13 protein-coding genes are annotated in these 16,270 nt (G+C 70.2%); 7 read left to right on the forward strand and 6 right to left on the reverse strand.

Annotated elements, in window-relative coordinates:
* The first annotated feature begins 46 nt into the window (after positions 1–46).
* Entirely contained in the window at positions 47–4,603 is a 4,557-nt protein-coding gene (locus tag AC6RUA_RS11300; RefSeq protein WP_499813114.1) for a DUF7997 domain-containing protein, read from the forward strand.
* 27 nt (positions 4,604–4,630) lie between these two features.
* Here the strand turns inward: AC6RUA_RS11300 and AC6RUA_RS11305 are convergent, their stop codons facing one another.
* A complete protein-coding gene (locus AC6RUA_RS11305) occupies positions 4,631–6,061 on the reverse strand; it encodes an amidohydrolase (protein ID WP_499813115.1) in 1,431 nt (476 codons plus the stop codon).
* Between the two features lie 106 nt (positions 6,062–6,167).
* On the opposite strand from AC6RUA_RS11305, the gene AC6RUA_RS11310 reads away from it, so the two are divergent.
* Positions 6,168–6,980, forward strand: coding sequence for a glycerophosphodiester phosphodiesterase (locus tag AC6RUA_RS11310; protein ID WP_499813116.1), 813 nt, complete (start codon positions 6,168–6,170; stop codon positions 6,978–6,980).
* A gap of 87 nt (positions 6,981–7,067) precedes the next feature.
* Positions 7,068–8,558 carry an MASE3 domain-containing protein gene (locus AC6RUA_RS11315; RefSeq protein ID WP_499813117.1) on the forward strand — a complete coding sequence of 497 codons (1,491 nt, stop codon included), beginning with the start codon at positions 7,068–7,070 and terminating at the stop codon, positions 8,556–8,558.
* Between the two features lie 72 nt (positions 8,559–8,630).
* Here the strand turns inward: AC6RUA_RS11315 and AC6RUA_RS11320 are convergent, their stop codons facing one another.
* From AC6RUA_RS11320 to AC6RUA_RS11335, 4 genes are read right to left on the reverse strand one after another with little or no spacing between them, the layout of a single operon-like run.
* Positions 8,631–8,849 carry a hypothetical protein gene (locus tag AC6RUA_RS11320; RefSeq protein ID WP_499813118.1) on the reverse strand — a complete coding sequence of 73 codons (219 nt, stop codon included), beginning with the start codon at positions 8,847–8,849 and terminating at the stop codon, positions 8,631–8,633.
* A gap of 31 nt (positions 8,850–8,880) precedes the next feature.
* On the reverse strand, positions 8,881–9,054 hold the full coding sequence (locus AC6RUA_RS11325; RefSeq protein ID WP_499813119.1) for a hypothetical protein: 174 nt from the start codon (positions 9,052–9,054) through the stop codon (positions 8,881–8,883).
* A complete protein-coding gene (locus tag AC6RUA_RS11330) occupies positions 9,051–10,046 on the reverse strand; it encodes a ribonucleotide-diphosphate reductase subunit beta (protein WP_499813120.1) in 996 nt (331 codons plus the stop codon). The genes AC6RUA_RS11325 and AC6RUA_RS11330 overlap by 4 nt, the downstream gene beginning before the upstream one ends.
* 8 nt (positions 10,047–10,054) lie before the next feature.
* Positions 10,055–12,469, reverse strand: coding sequence for a ribonucleoside-diphosphate reductase subunit alpha (locus AC6RUA_RS11335; RefSeq protein ID WP_499813121.1), 2,415 nt, complete (start codon positions 12,467–12,469; stop codon positions 10,055–10,057).
* A gap of 247 nt (positions 12,470–12,716) precedes the next feature.
* Between AC6RUA_RS11335 and AC6RUA_RS11340 the strand changes: the two genes are divergently transcribed.
* Genes AC6RUA_RS11340 through AC6RUA_RS11350 form a run of 3 tightly spaced genes read left to right on the forward strand, consistent with a single transcriptional unit; the run spans position 12,717 to position 14,873 of the window.
* Positions 12,717–13,184 (forward strand): hypothetical protein, encoded by a 468-nt coding sequence (locus tag AC6RUA_RS11340; RefSeq protein WP_499813122.1) that lies wholly within the window; start codon positions 12,717–12,719, stop codon positions 13,182–13,184.
* An 8-nt stretch (positions 13,185–13,192) separates the two neighbouring features.
* A complete protein-coding gene (locus AC6RUA_RS11345; protein ID WP_499813123.1) occupies positions 13,193–14,557 on the forward strand; it encodes a hypothetical protein in 1,365 nt (454 codons plus the stop codon).
* 7 nt (positions 14,558–14,564) lie between these two features.
* Positions 14,565–14,873: a DUF7410 domain-containing protein gene (locus tag AC6RUA_RS11350; RefSeq protein ID WP_499813124.1), complete on the forward strand. Its 309-nt coding sequence runs from the start codon at positions 14,565–14,567 to the stop codon at positions 14,871–14,873.
* A gap of 106 nt (positions 14,874–14,979) precedes the next feature.
* Here AC6RUA_RS11350 and AC6RUA_RS11355 read toward each other — a convergent pair whose 3' ends face one another.
* Positions 14,980–15,126 (reverse strand): hypothetical protein, encoded by a 147-nt coding sequence (locus tag AC6RUA_RS11355; protein WP_499813125.1) that lies wholly within the window; start codon positions 15,124–15,126, stop codon positions 14,980–14,982.
* A 218-nt stretch (positions 15,127–15,344) separates the two neighbouring features.
* Between AC6RUA_RS11355 and AC6RUA_RS11360 the strand changes: the two genes are divergently transcribed.
* Entirely contained in the window at positions 15,345–16,139 is a 795-nt protein-coding gene (locus AC6RUA_RS11360) for an alpha/beta fold hydrolase (RefSeq protein ID WP_499813126.1), read from the forward strand.
* Positions 16,140–16,270: the final 131 nt, after the last annotated feature.

The raw sequence follows: 16,270 nt of genomic DNA on the forward strand, positions 1-16,270 counted from the left end.
CCCGTAGTCCATCCATGTTTATACCCTGCGTCGCTGTAGCGTGGGTATGCGGCTGCGAACAGCGCTCAACGAATACAAGCGTGACCGGGCTGGGGGGTCCCCCGCTCGGGAGCCGACGGTAACGGGTTCCTTCTCGGGTCACGGGGACAGGCTCGTCCACGTCGACCCCGCCGGGTATCTCCGCGACTACTCGTCGTCGCTCTCGGGACTGTACGGCGTGGACCGCTCGCGGTTCGGCATCGAGACGGGGGACCGAATCCACTGGTTCGACGACCTCGACTCGGTCCGCCAGCACTACTACCGCGAGACCACCCTCGTCGAGACGGAGTACGACGCCGGGCGGTTCACCGTCCACCAGTACGACCTGACGCTCGGGCGGGCCCACGTCACGCACGTCGAACTCCGGGGGGAGATTCCGCCGGAGGCTAGACTCGTCGCGTTCGTGACGTTCGCCCCGGAGGGGCAGGAGACGCGCGTCGGCCGACTCATCCACGAGCACGGCGGACCGGACGGGACGAAAGCCGTGGAGGTGTACCACCGGCGCGAACACGACTACGTGACCGCCTCCACCGGCATCGACCAGGTGCGCGGCCAGATTCCCGAGCGGTTCGAGGAGATACTCTCGGACGAGGCCGTCGAGTTCCCGCGCCACCGGGGCCGGAACCGGTACGAGGACGCCCACCTCAGCGGCGACGTGGTCGTGACCGCCCCGCTCGAGCGCGAGGGGCGCGCCTCTCGGACGACGCTCGTGACGCAGCTCTCCGACCACGACGAACTCGACCGCGAGACGGCGCTCGCGGACCTGCGCGACTGCACCGAACGCCACCGGTCGGCCGACGACCTGCGGGCCGCCGCCCGCGAGCAGACGACGGTCGCGATTCCCGAGGGGAGTCCCCGGTCGGCGCTCGTCCGCGCGGACCGCCGGGCGCTCGGTCTGCTCGAGGCGCCGACCGGCGCTCGCATCGCCGGACCGGAGGTCGACCCCTTCTTCACCAACTCCGGCGGGTACGGCTACACCTGGTTCCGGCACGACTCGACCGTCGCGCGGTGTCTGCTCGACGCCGGCGACACGCTCGGACTCGACGTCGACGACGAGTCGGTCCGGAGCGCGCGGTTCTACTGCGACGCGCAACTCGACGACGGGACGTGGCCTCACCGCGTCTGGGCCGTCGACGGGTCGCTCGCGCCCGGGTGGGCGAACGCGCACATAGAGGGGGACGAGTCGTCCCTGGAGTACCAGGCCGACCAGACCGCCGAGGTGACGGCGTTCCTCGGGATGCTGCTGCGCGAGCGGCGACGGACCCTCTCCGCCAGCCTCACCGCCACCGTCCGCGAGTCGCTCGCGGACGCGGTCGCGGCCCTGGACGAGAGCCTCGCGGACAACGGGCTCCCCGAACCGTGTCAGAACGTGTGGGAGGACATGGACGGCCAGTTCACGCACACCGCGGCGACGTACCTGGAGGCGTACGCCGCCGTCGCACGCGCTCCCGTGGACGACGCGCTCGCGGAGCGCGCCCGCGAAGGGGCGGAGACGGTGTTCGCGGGCCTCGAAACGCTGTGGGACGACGAGCGCGAGTGTTACGGGATGCGTCTCGCGCTGGACGGCCGCCTCGACTCCCGGCTCGACGCCGCGACGTTCGCGCTCGTCGACGCCGTCGCCGGGTACGACGCGGTCGGCGGGGTTCGACTCCCGGACGCGTCGCTCGCTCGCCTCGAATCCCACGTCGAGACGGTACTCGACGGACTCTACCGCGACCCGCGGGGGACGCCGGTCGCCGGTCTCACGAGGTACGAGGGCGACGACTGGCGGACGCACGGGCAGGTCGACGCGAAGATCTGGTCGCTCACGACCGCCACCGGGGCCGCCGCCGCGGCGCGACTCGGCGGGCTGCTCGAGAGCCGCGACCGCGACGGGGCGGCGTTCCTCGACCGCGCGGGGGAGCTGTACGACCTGCTCGACGCGGACGGCCCGTTGACGACGGAGACGGGCTACCTCCCCGAACAGGTGTACGACGACGGCACGCCCGACAGCGCGACGCCGCTCGGACAGTCGCACGCGGTGCGGCTCCGGACGACCGCGCTGCTGGCCGAGCAGGAGGCGCTGCCGACCGCCGCGCCGCTCCCCGAGGGGCCGGCCGAGCGCCCGCGCTGGACGACCGGCGAGAAGTACGGCGTCGGCACCGCGGCCGACCACCGGACCGCGGACCCGTCGCGCGTCTGGTTCACCCTCACCGAGGGCGCGCTGACGGAGGTGCGCTTCCCCCGCATCGACCTGATGAACCTGCGGACGCTGGACTTCATCGTCAACGCGACCGGCGACGAGCAGTACACCGTGCGGACGCACAACGAGACCCGCCGCGACGACGACGCCGACACCGTCACGCGCGAGGTGACGCCGGCGGCCGACGACGCGCTCCTGTTCCGACAGGTGGTCGCCGAGACGGGCGACGGCCGCGGCCACGAGTGGACGCTCACCGTCGAGTACGCCACCGACCCGGAACACGACGCCCTGCTCGCGGACGTGCAGTTCGAGGCCGACGACGACAACGAGTACGAGGTGTTCGCGGTGGCCGACGCCGCGCTGGCGAACACCGGCACTCGCGACCGGGGGATGCGGCTGGGGTCGCCCGGGAGTCACCACCTCGTCGCGCGCGACTCGTCGGCGTACACCGGCGAGAGCAAGCGGCCCCTGCTCGTCGACGACGACGGCGAGGGGTACTCGGTCGCGATGGCGATGGCGGCCGAGACCCGGTTCGACTGGGCGACCGTCGGCGTCGCCGGGAGCGAACCCCTCCGGTCGCTCTACTCGAAGGGGGTCCTCCCGAAGACGCGCGAGACGGTCGACAACGAGAACGTCGTCCTCGTCGGGCGGCTCGCGACCGGCAGACGGGTCGACGAGACCATCGCGCTCGGGTTCGCCCAGCGCGCCGACACCGCCGCGGCGCTCGGCGAGGCGTTCGGCGCGCTCACTCGGGGGTACGAGACCGTCAGCGAGGCGTACGTCGACTCCTGGCGGGAGTTCCTCGCGGACAAGCCCCTGCCCGACTCGGTCGCCGACGACGCCGACCTCGCGAACCAGTACCGTACGGCGCTGATGAGCCTGCGAGCCGTCGAGGACAAGATGTACTTCGGCGGGTCCATCGCCTCCCCGTCGGTGCCGTGGGGCGAGGCGGTCGTCGCGGAGGAGCCGAAGGGGTACGGATACAACTTCGTCTGGTCGCGCGACCTCTACCAGGTGTTCACGGTCCTCGAGGCGGTCGGCGACATCGAGACGGCCATCAACCAACTGGAGTACATCTACGAGTACCAGCAGGACGGGAACGGGTTCATCCCGCAGAACACCTACCTCAACGGCATCACCCGCTGGGGCGGCGAGCAGATGGACAACATCTCGTTCCCGCAGGTGATGGCGTACCAGCTCTGGGAGCGCGGCGTCGAGTTCGACGACGTCGACTACGACTTCGAGCACCTCCGCCGCTCGGCCGACTACGTCGTCCGGAACGGCCCGGCGACCGCCCAGGAGCGCTGGGAGGAAGAGGCGGGCTACTCCCCGTCGTCCATCGCGGCCGAGATCGCCGGGCTGGCGTGCGCCGGCAAGGTCGCGAGCGAGGTGGGGGAGGCGGCGGACGCGCTCGTCTGGCTGGCGACGGCGGACAAGTGGGTGACCGACGTCGAGGACCTGACCGCGACCGAGACCGGCACCGAACAGCACACGGAGACCCCCTACTACGTCCGCGTGACGCGCGACGGCGACCCGGAGGCGGGTCACCTCCGGACGCTCGCCAACGGGGGACCGACGCTCGACGAGCGGGACATCATCGACGGCGGCTTCCTCGACCTGGTCCGACTGGGAATCAAGCCGTGGGACGACCCGGTCGTCCGCAACTCCCTGCAGGAGGTCGACACGACCATCCGCGTCGACACGCCGTCCGGGGCGGCGTTCTACCGCTACAACGGCGACGGCTACGGCGAGCGGGAACACGAGGACGAGGGCGCGCCGTGGGCCATCGAACACGCCGGGAAGGGGCGGCTCTGGCCGCTGCTCTCGGGCGAGCGCGGCGAGTACGAACTGCTCGCCGACCCCGACGACCGGGAGGACGCGCTCGACCCGCTGGCGCTCCTGCGGGCGATACAGGAGTTCGCCAACTCCGGACGGATGATCGCCGAACAGGTGTGGGACCGCGACTACGCAACCGAGTACAACTGGGAGTTCGGCGAGGGGACCGGGTCGGCCACGCCGCTCGCGTGGTCGATGGCGCAGTACGTCCGGCTGGCGCACGGCATCGACGCAGGCGAACCGGTCGAGACGCCGGCGTTCGTCCGCGAGCGCTACCTCGACCGGGCCATCCACCGGGGCGACGACAGCCCCGCTCTCCGGGTCGACACCGACTTCGAGGGCGACCACATCGTCGTCTCCGGCGAGACCACCGGGGCCGTCGTGGCAGTGAAGACGCCGACGGACACGACGCTGGTCGAACCGACCGACGGCGCGTTCGAGGCGCGCCTGCGCATCGACTACGGCGAGAACACCATCACCGTCGCCGCCGCCGCCGACAGCGACGTGGAGAACGCGGCGACGACGCTCACCCAGATCACGCTCTGAGCCGGCGTCTCCGCCCCGGTCCGTCCCTCACCGCGTGATTAGCTCGTAGGGGTCCGCGTCGGCCGGCAGGCCGCACTCGTAGCCCCGCTCGCCCGTCCGCTCGTCGAACTCGGCGCGGGCGGCCGCCCGGAGGTCCGCGTCGACCAGCAGGTCGTACAGCGTCGCGGCGACCACCTTCGAGGCGTACAGCGCGCCCTCGGTGCCGAGGTCGCGGCCCGCCGCGACCGCCTGCCACGAGTGGGCGGGCGTGCCGACCGGCCACGTCGCCGCGGTGAACCGCCCGAGCGGGACGGTCCAGCTCACGTCGCCCGAGTCGGTCGAGTACGACCCGGTCGTCCCCTCGTCGGGGGCGTCCATCGGCTCGGTGTACATCGCGTTCCCGCGAATCTCGTCGTGGTACTCGGCGGGCACGCGGTCGAGCGAGGGACGCTCGCCCAGCGACTCGTGGAGGCCTTCCGCGAGCGCGAGTTGCTCGTCGGTGAACGCCACCTCGCCCAGCCGTTCCATGTTCGCGCGGATGCGGTCGGCGATGGCGTGGTTCGGGAGGACGCCGTACATCGCGGTGGTCTTCGTCGCGTCGACGTCGGTCTGCGTCATCAGCGCCGCGCCCTCGGCGACGTCGGTCACCCAGTCGGCGATGCGCTCCACCTGCTCGCGTCCGGGTGCGCGGACGAGACACTCGGTCGACGCTGCCCCGGGGACGACGTTCGGCGCGTCCCCGCCGTTCTGGACGACGTAGTGGACGCGCGCGGCGTCGGGGACGTGCTCGCGCATGAACTCGATGCCCGTGTTGAGGAGGTGGACGGCGTCGAGCGCGCTCCGACCGGACTCGGGCGAGGCGGCCGCGTGGGACGTCTCCCCCTCGAAGGCGAACTCGTAGGCGTCGACCGCGAGACACGACCCCTTGCCGGGCGCGTTGTACCAGCCGGGGTGCCACGAGACGACGGCGTCGACGCCGTCGAACGCCCCGTCGCGCACCATGTACACCTTCCCTCCGCCGGCCTCCTCGGCGGGGGTGCCGAAGTAGACGACCGTCCCGGACGCCTCGCCCCGCTCGATGGCGTCCCTGACGGCGAGCGCGCCGCCGAGCGAGCCGACGCCGAAGAGGTTGTGTCCGCAGCCGTGGCCCGGCGCGCCGGGGTCGCGCGGCGAGCGCTCGGCGGTCGCCTCCTGCGACATGCCGGGGAGCGCGTCGAACTCCCCCATCGTCGCCACCACGGGGTCGCCCTCGCCGTAGCGGGCGACGAACGCCGTCTCGATGCCGCCCACGCCCGTCTCGACGGCGAACCCCTCCTCGCGGAGCGCCTCCCGCAGGCGCTCTGACGAGGCCGTCTCGCGCAACGCCACTTCGGGCTCCTCCCAGATGCGGCGGGCGATGCGTGTCAGCCGCTCGCGTCGCCCCTCGACGGCGTCGAACAGCCGGTCTTTCGCGTCCGCGTCGGCGTCGGTGTCGGGCATACCGAGGAGGGGACGAGCGCCGCGAAAAGCGTTCTCCCCGCGGCAGGCGGTCGACTCGCCTCCGCACAGCCAGCAGCGTTTTACTCCGGTGCGGGGTGTGGCGCGTATGGACCCGACACTCATCGCCCACCGGGGGTTCGCCGGGGCGTACCCCGAGAACACGGTAGAGGCCGTCCGCGCCGCCGCGGACGCCGGCGCGGACGCCGTCGAGGTCGACGTGCGCCCGAGCGCCGACGGCGCCGTCGTGGTCTTCCACGACGACGCCCTCGACGACCGCGACGAGAGCCGAGGAGTCACCGACGGCGAGGGACTCGTCCGCGACCGGACCGAGGCGGAACTCGCCGAGGTCGAGGTGCTCGACAGCGGGGAGACCGTCCCCACGCTCCCGGACGTACTCGCGGCCCTGCCCGACGGCGTGGGAATCCACGTGGAACTGAAGTCGAACGGCGAGTCGCTGGAGTCGACCGACGGCGTGCTCGCCGAGGACGACGTCGCCGAACGGCGGGCGGCGTGGCACCCGTTCGTCCGCGACGTGCTCGCGCTCACCGACGAGTTCGACGGCGACGTGCTGTTCTCCTCGTTTCACGAGGGCGCACTCGCGGCCGTGCGGGACATCGCACCCCACGCGTCGGTCGCCCCCATCCCGCTCGACCCGTCGACCGGACTGAAACTCGCAGACAGGTACGACGCCGACGCCGTCCACCCGCCGCTCGCGTTGCTGGCCGACACGCGGTACGCGGACCCGGAACGGGCGACCGGAACCGACCTCCTCGCGGCCGCCCACGAGGAGGGGTGGGACGTGAACGTCTGGACGGTGCGGACGTGGCACGAAGCCGCCGCGGCGACGGCCGCCGGCGTGGACGGACTCGTCGTCGACTACCCGTGTCTCGACCGGCCGAGCGCGGCCCCGAGCGAGTGACCCTGGGCGAGGCGTTCGACGGCGGGTCGCCGACCGTCTCCACTCGATGTGAGTAATATGAAGTGCGATTAAACGTGCATCTATCGTATGGGTGGGGACTCTCTTGTGGTGCGACGGCGGAACTGCTTGCTCCTGGGTCTCCTGTGGGGGGTGGCGTTCGCCGGGCTGTACGTGATTCAACTCTCGAACTTTCTCCTGTTTCACAGCCTCGCAGAACTGTTCAGCGTCGTCATCGCGTCGGCGCTGTTCCTTGTGGCGTGGAACTCCCGAACGCGGATGGACGACGACTTCCTCCTGGTCGTGGGGGTGGCGTACGCCTGCGTCGCCGTCCTCGATACGCTCCACACGCTCGCGTACGTCGGGATGAGCGTCTTCCCCGATTCGGGAGCCGACCTCCCCACCCAGCTGTGGCTCGCAGCCCGGTACCTCGAGGCGGGTTCGCTCGTCCTCGCCAGCGCGTTCGTCGGGGACGACCCCCTGACCTCGCGGCTCTCGTTCACCCACCGCTCCCGGGACACCGCGCTGCTGGTCGCGGGGTACGCGGGGGTCACCGCCGCTCTCGTGGTGACGATATTCCGCGGCGCGTTCCCGACCGCGTTCGTCGCCGGAAGCGGACTGACGACGTTCAAAATCGTCAGCGAGTACCTCGTCGTCGGGCTCCTCGCGGTCGCGCTGTTCCAATTGTACCGCCACCGACAGGCGCTCGACGACCGCGTCTTCCGGTATCTCGTGGCGGCGCTCCTCCTGACGGTCGTCGGCGAACTGTTCTTCACCCTCTACATCAGCGTCTACGGCTTCTCCAACATGGTCGGACACCTGCTGAAGATCGCGTCCTTCTACCTCATCTACCGGGCCGTGGTGAAGACCGGGATCTCGGACCCGCAGGACGTCCTGTTCCGCCAGCTCCAGCGCGAGCGGGACCGGCTCGCGGACCGGGAGGCCCGACTCGAACGGAAGAACCAGCGGCTCGACGAGTTCGCGAGCATCGTCTCACACGACCTCCGGAACCCGCTCAACGTCGCCACTGGGCGGCTCGAACTCGTCGAGCCCGACTCCGAGGACGAACGCGAACACCTCGCGGCCGTCGACCGCGCCCTCGACCGGATGCACAGGCTCGTCGAGGACGTCCTCACGCTCGCACGGCAGGGGACGACCGTCCGCGAGCCCGACTCGGTCCGACTCGCCACGCTCGCCCGCGCGTGCTGGGAGAACGTCCGGACCGGCGATGCCGAGATGCACGTCGACGCCGACCTCACGGTGCGAGCCGACGCGTCCCGACTGAAACAGGTCTTCGAGAACCTGTTTCGAAACGCCGTCGAGCACGGGGGCGACGGGGTAGTCATCACCGTCGGGGCGCTCCCGAACGGGTTCTACGTGGGGGACGACGGGTCGGGCATCCCGTCGGGCGTGCACGACGAGGTGTTCGAGGCCGGGTACTCCACGGCCACCGACGGGACCGGGTTCGGGCTCAACATCGTCCGCGAGACGGTCGAGGCGCACGGCTGGGAGGTGAGAGTCGTCGACGGACCCGCCGGCGGCGCCCGGTTCGAGGTGACCGGCGTCGACGTCGTGCGGTGACGCGGCCGAGGGAGCGCTACCGCACCCCGGGGGACAGAGGGTCTACGAGCGCGCGCCGGTCGCCCGTTCCGCCTAGCACGCCCGCCGCCGGAGCGCGCGCCCCTCGTCCGTCTCCGCCGACAGTTCGGGCACGGCCGTGACGTCCTCCTCGTCGTCGATGGCGACGAACGTGAGGTGCGAGGAGGCGGTGTCGCGCTCGCTCCCCTCGCTGGGTCGCTCGGCCTGTACGTCGATGCGGACGCGCATGCTTGTCTCCCCGGCGTCGTAGACGTACCCGGTCACGACGACCACGTCGCGCCGAGGTCGAGTGCGGCGTGGAAATCTACGCGGTCGATGCCGGCGGCGACGGCCTGCGAGCGGCGGACCGGCGGGCGGCGACGACCCCGCAGACGTCTATCCGGTGGAGCACCCCCCCGCCGAGCGCACGGCCGAGGTCGTTGGTCGCGTCGGGCATCACCACCGCGGTGGTTTCTGTGTAGGAATCCGAGAGGCTCACCACTCCAGCGACCCCCCCGACCGGTACTCGGTCACCTGCGTCTCGAAGAAGTTCTTCTCGCGGTTGAGGTCGGCCGCCTCCGAGAGCCACGGGAACGGGTTCTCCGTCCCGTACGCCTCCTCTTGTCGGAGCTGTGTCAGTCGGCGGTCGGCGACGTACTCGACGTACTCCGCGAACTGCTCCGGCCCCATCCCGAGTACCTCGTCGGGGCACGCCTCCCGCGCGTACCGCCGTTCGAGGTCCACCGCGTCCGTCACGAGCGACCGCACCTCCGCGTCGAACGCGTCGGTCCAGACGCCCGTCTCGTCGCGGACCGCGTCGATGAGGTCGACCCCGAAGCCGAGGTGGAGCGACTCGTCGCGCATGATGTACTCGAACTGCTCGCCGACGCCGACCATCTTCCCCTGGCGCTTGAGACCGAGCATCATGGCGAACCCGGCGTAGAAGAACAGCCCCTCCATGACGACGTAAAAGCCCACGAGGTCGCGCAGGAACGCCCGCACGTCCTCGTCGGTGTCCATCGAGAACCCGGGGTCCGTCACGGCCCGCGTGAGGTCGACGACGAACTCGTCTTTGTCCTCGATTGCGGGTACCCGGTCGTACATGCCGTAGAGGTACTCCGGGTCGAACCCCAGCGAGTCGCAGCAGTAGATGAACGTGTCCGTGTGAATCGCCTCCTCGTACGCCTGCCGGAGGAGGTACTGACGGCACTCGGGGGCGGTGACGTGGTCGTACAGCGCGAGGACGACGTTGTTCGCGGTGAGCGACTCGGCCGTCGAGAAGAAGCCGAGGTTCCACTCGACCAACTGTCGCTCCGCCTCCGAGAGGGCGTCGCCGTCCCACTGCCGGACGTCGTTCGTCATGGGAACCTCCTCGGGAACCCAGTTGTTGTCGACGCCGGCGCGGTAGTACTCGCGCGCCCAGTCGTAGTCGATGGGGAGTATCTTGTTCGGGTCGTGCGTGTCCGCGTCGGTGGTGTACGTGATGGGCATGGTGGTGGTTACTGGCAGGCGTCGCAGGTGGGGTCCTCGACGCTCGGGAGGCCGTCGTCGCCGTCGTCCGAGTCGCCAGCCGACCGTCCCGCCGTCCGGTTGGTCTGTGTCCGACCGTACTCGGCCATGTCGAGCGTGGACTTCTCGAACTGGCTCGCGCCGAGCGTCCGCAGGTAGTACGTCGTCTTCAGCCCCAGTTCCCAGGCTCTCTGATACACGTCGTCGAGCAGCGAGCCGTCCGTCGAGGGGAAGAACACGTTGAGGCTCTGCGACTGGTCGATCCAGACCGCCCGCTCGGCGGCCAACTCGAGTTGGTGGCGCGGGTCGACCTCGAACGCGCCGCGATGGAGTTCCCGGAGGTCGGCCGGCACCTCCTCCAACTCTCGAATCGACCCGTCGTGGAACTTCAGCCGGTCGAGCAGGTCGTCGTCCCACAGGTTCCGCTCTCTCAAGCCCGCGACGAGGCGGTCGTTGACGACGGTGAAGTCGCCGCTCATGTTCGACTTCACGTAGAGGTTCGAGTAGCGCGGCTCGATGGAGGGGGTGGTGCCGGCGATGGTGGAGATGGTCGCCGTCGGCGCGACGGCCGTCGTGTTCGAGTTGCGCATCCCGTGAGCGGCGACGTGTTCGCGCACCTGCTCCCAGTCGAGGCGCTCCTCGACGTCGACGTCGACCGGCTCGCCCCGCTCGCGTTCGAGGAGTTCGACCGTGTCTTGGGGGAGCAGGCCGCGGTCCCACTTCGACCCCTCGTACGACTCGTACGTCCCGCGCTCGCGCGCCAGCCGCGAGGAGTTGAGGACGGCGTGGTACGCCACCGCCTCCATCGTCTCGTCGGCGACGCGCCGCGCCTCGTCGCTCGCCATCGGGACGTCCCGCTCGACGAGCATGTCGTGAAACCCCATCACGCCCAGGCCGACCGGTCGATGACGCGTGTTGGAGCGCTGGGAGCGCTCCGTCGGGTAGAAGTTCAGGTCGACCACGTCGTCGAGCATCCGCATCGCCGTCTCGACGGTGTCGGCGAGGCGCTCGCGGTCCAGCTCCCCGTCCGCGACGTGTTTCGCCAGGTTCACCGAGCCGAGGTTACACACCGCCGTCTCGTCGGCGCTGGTGTTGAGCGTGATCTCGGTGCAGAGGTTCGAGGCGTTGACGACGCCCGCGTGGTCCTGGGGCGACCGGACGTTACAGGGGTCCTTGAACGTGAGCCACGGGTGGCCCGTCTCGAACAGCCGCGTGAGCATCGTCTGCCAGAGGTCGGCCGCGTCGACCGTCTCGTACTGCCGGAGGTCGCCCGCCTCGGCTCGCCGCTCGTACGCCTCGTAGCGCTCTTCGAACTCCCGGCCGTACGTCGCGTGGAGGTCGGGAACCTCGTCGGGCGAGAACAGCGTCCACTCCTCGCCTCTCCGCACTCGCTTCACGAACAGGTCCGGAATCCACGCGGCCGTGTTCATGTCGTGGGTGCGCCGGCGCTCGTCGCCCGTGTTCCGCTTCAGGTCGAGGAACGCCGGGAAGTCGAGGTGCCAGGCCGCCAGGTACGCGCAGGCCGCACCACGGCGCTTGCCCGAGCGGTTGATGGCCGCGGTCACGTCGTTGGCTATCTTGAGGAACGGCACCGTTCCGGTGGACTCGACGCCCGTCGACTCCACGAGCGCCCCCGACGCGCGGAGGTTCGTCCAGTCGGTACCGATGCCACCTGACCACTTCGAGAGCTTCGCGTGCGCCTTGTACGAGTCGAAGATGTCCTCCAGGTCGTCCTGCACGGTCGTGAGGTAACACGACGAGAGCTGGGGGTGGGTCGTCCCGGCGTGAAACAGCGTCGGCGTGGAGTGGACGAATCGGAGCGTCGAGAGCGCCTCGTAGAACTCGACGGCCCGTTCCTCGCGGTCGTGCTCCGGCTCCCGGAGCGCGACCCCCATCGCCACCCGCATCCAGAACGGCTGGAGGAGTTCCAGCGGGTCGTCCTCCTCGACGGTCCGGAGGACGTACCGCTGTGTCAGCGTCGAGACGGCCATGTACTCCAACTCGTCGTCCCGGTCCGGCACGAGCGCGTCCGCCAGCCGGTCGAGGTCGTACTCGGCCATCCGGTCGTCGAGGCGGCCGCGGTCGACCCCGGTCCGGATGCCCGCCCGGAACGCCTCGCGGTACCGTTCGTCGGAGAGCGGTCCGTCCGCGCCCGTGACGTGGCGCGCGTGCCGCCAGCGGGCGACGCGTGCGGCCGCTCGCTTGTAGGCGGGGTCCCGCTCGACGCGAGCGGTCAGTACGCCGCCGACGGCCTCGTCGGCCTCGTCGGCGGACGCGCCCGCGTAGCAGTCGCGCCGCGCGGCGTCGGTCAGCGTCGCCGTCCCCGTCGGCAGGTCAAGCCCCTCGCAGGCTCGTTCGACGACGGCGTCGATTCGTTCGTGGGTGTCCGTGAGTGCGTCGCTCATTGGGAGTGCGGCAGCCGGGTCGCCGGCTCCCGTGGGCGAGCCAGCGTCGCCACTGGACTGTCGAAAGCCGACGCGAACGCGCCGCTCGCTCCCGGGTCCGCCGGGGTGGCTGCCGTGTCGACTGGTGTGTGAGCACCGGCATAAACGTTTTCCAACTCATTTGAGTTAATACAAACGGCCTTGTCTTAGGCGGTCGACCCCGGCGCGGGCTGGCGAACGTTTAAGCCGCTGTGTCGCATGGTCGTCCGTGAAGGTACACGTTCACATGGCACAGGTGATTCTGCTCGCGAGCACGATACTGGGCGTCGCACTGCTGGTCGCGGTCACGGCGTTCACCACCGGGACCGGCGAACGGCGGTCGCTCCCGGTCGTCAGGCGGACGGACCGCGAGGAGCGGAGCCTCTCGGCCACGGCGGTCAGCGTGAGTCACCGCCCCGAGGTGTGGGTGGTCGCGTTCCTCCTCGCCACGCTCACGCTCGGGGGGGCGACGGTGCTGTTCGTCTCCACCGGCATCCCGGAGTGGGTCCAGCCGCTCGCGGGGCTGGTCATCGGCGTCGGACTGGCGGCGGCCGCCGGCTTCTACCTGTTCTACGGGACGGTCGTCACCGCCCGCAACCGCGGACTGGGAAACGCCCAGGCGGTCGCGCTCGGGTCGTGGGTCCTCGGGATGGCGCTCGTCGCCGCCGTCGTGGCGAAACTGCTCGGCGCGTTCTGACCCCGCTCGTGGGCCGTCCTCCGCCGTCCCGCGCCCGTCGCCGTCCTGTTCGTCCTGTTCGCGCTCCGCTTCTCGCCGGACCGGCCGTCGCGCACGCGGGGGCGCTCGGCGGGTCGCTCGCCACCGTCCCCGTCCCGTTCTGGCTGGTGGTGGCCACCGGCGGCGGCGTCGTCGGCGTCTCGTTCCTGTTCACCAGCTTCCTGACCGACGTCGACCTCCTGCGCGCCGCCGCCGACCGGGGACCGACTGTCGGCGTCCCGTCGGCGTGGGGGACGCTCCGGACGGTCGCACGCGTGTTCGGCGTCCTCGTGCTGGTCGTCGTGCTCGTCTTCGGCGCCGTCGGCACGCTGTCGCCGGGGCGGAACCTCGCGGTGCTGGTCGTCTGGGTCGGCTGGTGGGCGGGCTACGCGGCGTCGACGTACCTCGTCGGGAACTCCTGGCCCGCGCTCGACCCCTGGCGGACGCTCGCCGCGCGGCTTCCGGGCGGCGACCACCGGTACCCGGAGCGCCTGGCTGGGTGGCCGAGCGTCGCCGGTCTCCTCGCACTCGTGTTCGTCGAGGTGGTGAGCCCGCTCGCGGAGAACCCCCGCGCGCTCGCGGCCGTCGTGGCGGCGTACACCCTGTTCACGCTCGGCGGCGCGGCGAGGTACGGTGGGGCGTGGTTCGAACACGTCGACCCGGTGTCGCGCGTCTTCCGGTTCTACGGCCGGCTCGCACCCGTCCAGCGGACCGAGCGCGGCCTCGCGCTCGCGCTCCCCGGCGCGGCGCTCGTGCGCGACCCGGGGGCGGTCTCGCGCGACGACGTCGCGTTCGTCGTCGCGCTCCTCTGGGCGACGACGTACGACGGCCTCGTCTCGACGCCGGCGTGGAACGGCGTCGTGCGGGCGCTCTCCGACCCCGTCCCGCCGGTCGTCGTCCACCTCCTGACCGTCGTGTTCGGCTTCGCCGCCTTCCTCGGGACGTACTTCCTCGCGGCGCGAGCGGCCCGACGGACGGTCGACACGTACGTGACGGCCGAGTACGTCGCGGGCTGGTTCGCGCCGGCCTTACTGCCTATCGCGGCGGGCTACCACGTCGCGCACTTCTCCAGCTACTTCCTGAATCTCGCCCCCGCGCTCGTCGTCGTCGCGCTCGATCCGCTGTCGCCGCCCGTTCCCCGACGCTGTTCGTCCCGGCGTGGTTCGGCGGGGCGCAGCTCGCGCTGGTCGTGCTCGGACACCTGCTCGCCGTCTGGGTCGCACACGCCCGGTCGTTCGCGCTGTTCCCCGGCCGGACTCGCCCCATCCGGAGCCAGTACCCGTTCGTCGTCGTCATGGTCGCGTACACGATGTCGAGCATGTGGATACTCGCGCAGCCGTACGCGCCGGTGGTGACGTAGCCGTGTCCGCCACGTCCTCTCGTCCGACGGAGCGGACGACTCCCGCGTGGGACGTCCCCGACGACGACCCGCCGGCCGCCCGGTGCCCGCACTGCGACCGACCGTTCCGGACGGAGCAGGCCCGGGACCTCCACGTCGGGGAGGCGCACGCCGACGGCCTGACGGCCGCGGAGCGAGCGGCGTACGAGACGGCCGTCGAGGCGGAGGAGGACGACCTGTTCCTGCTCCACCTGAAGGTGGTGTTCGCGCTCGGTGCGGTGTACGCGACGCTCGTCGTCCTCGCGCTCATCGGCTTCAGCGTCGCCGGCTGACGCGCGGCGGACTGGTGGACTCCCCGAGCGCGAGGGGTCGGCGCGTCGTCAGTCGCTCCCGGCTGTGAGGGCCTCCACGACTCCCAGTAGGCGCTCGTCCGCTCGGTCAGACCGCCCAGTACCGGTCGCCGCTCGGCTTGACGCCCCCGTGGTTCTGGAGGACGTCGAGGTGGTACCGGACGGTCGTACCGTGGAGGTCCGACTTCGCCGCCGGCCCGGGCGCGTTCCGGGGTCGCTCGCGTATCGCCCCCACCAGCCGGAGCCGGTTTCGCCCTGCGTTCCGATTAGAACGGCCTTGTTGAAACCCTAGAACGGTGATCGATTTCGGGACTCGTGCTGCAGACAGGGCACAAATTCGTCACCGAGATTCCACCGGAGATAGTCCGGTGAATAGCATACCGGCCTTTGTTCCGTATACGGTGTGCGGAAGGATAACATAGTTCGACGGTCTCTTAGTAGGACAGAGGAACGATGGAGACAGTCATGTCAGCGGATGGTACGCCGATCGCGTACGAACGAACCGGAAGCGGACCGCCGCTCGTGCTCGTGCACGGAACGACCGCTGATCACACGCGGTGGGACCCCGTCCTTCCTGCCTTTGCGGAGCGTTTCACGGTCTACGCGATGGACCGTCGTGGCCGCGGTGAGAGCGGTGACGCCGCCGAGTACAAACCGGAACGAGAGTTCGAGGATGTGACAGCCCTCGTCGAGTCGATCGACGAACCGGTGAACCTGCTCGGCCATTCCTATGGTGCCCTCTGTGCACTGGAGGCGGCCCTGCAAACGGACAATCTGCGCACACTCGTCCTCTATGAACCGGACGTGATCTTCGAGGCCGAGCTTGAGGAACTCGCTTCCAAGGGAGTGCTCGCAGAAATGGAAGCTCTTCTGGCCGACGGCGAGGATGAGCAGGCGCTCGTGCTGATGTTCGAAGCTGTCGGGCTCACACCGACGGACGTCGACGCGCTTCGCTCGGCACCGAATTGGCCGACCCGCGTGGCAGCGGCCCATACAGCGTACCGTGAGTTGATCGCAAACGGCGAATACGAGCTCGATGCGGCTCGATTCGCAACCATGACCACACCGACAGCACTGTTGGCTGGGAGCGAGAGCCCGCAGTATTCCACCGAATCGACAGCGGCGGTCAACGACGCGCTCCCGGACAGCCGAGTCATCGTCTTCGAGGGGCACGGGCACGTCGCGATGAACACCGCGCCCGAACTCTTCGTCACCGAGGTGCTCGCTTTCATCCGTGAACCGAACTAACGCATCGATGAACGTTCAGCCCCTCGTCCTCGCCATCTGTTCGAGATACGTCCTGTATAGAGCAGCTGTTCCACTCGACTTTGCCCAGATAGACGCCGACCATCGTGCTGCATACTCCCTCTGTATGCAGC

It is taken from the genome of Halorarum sp. SLYT50 (assembly GCF_059821265.1).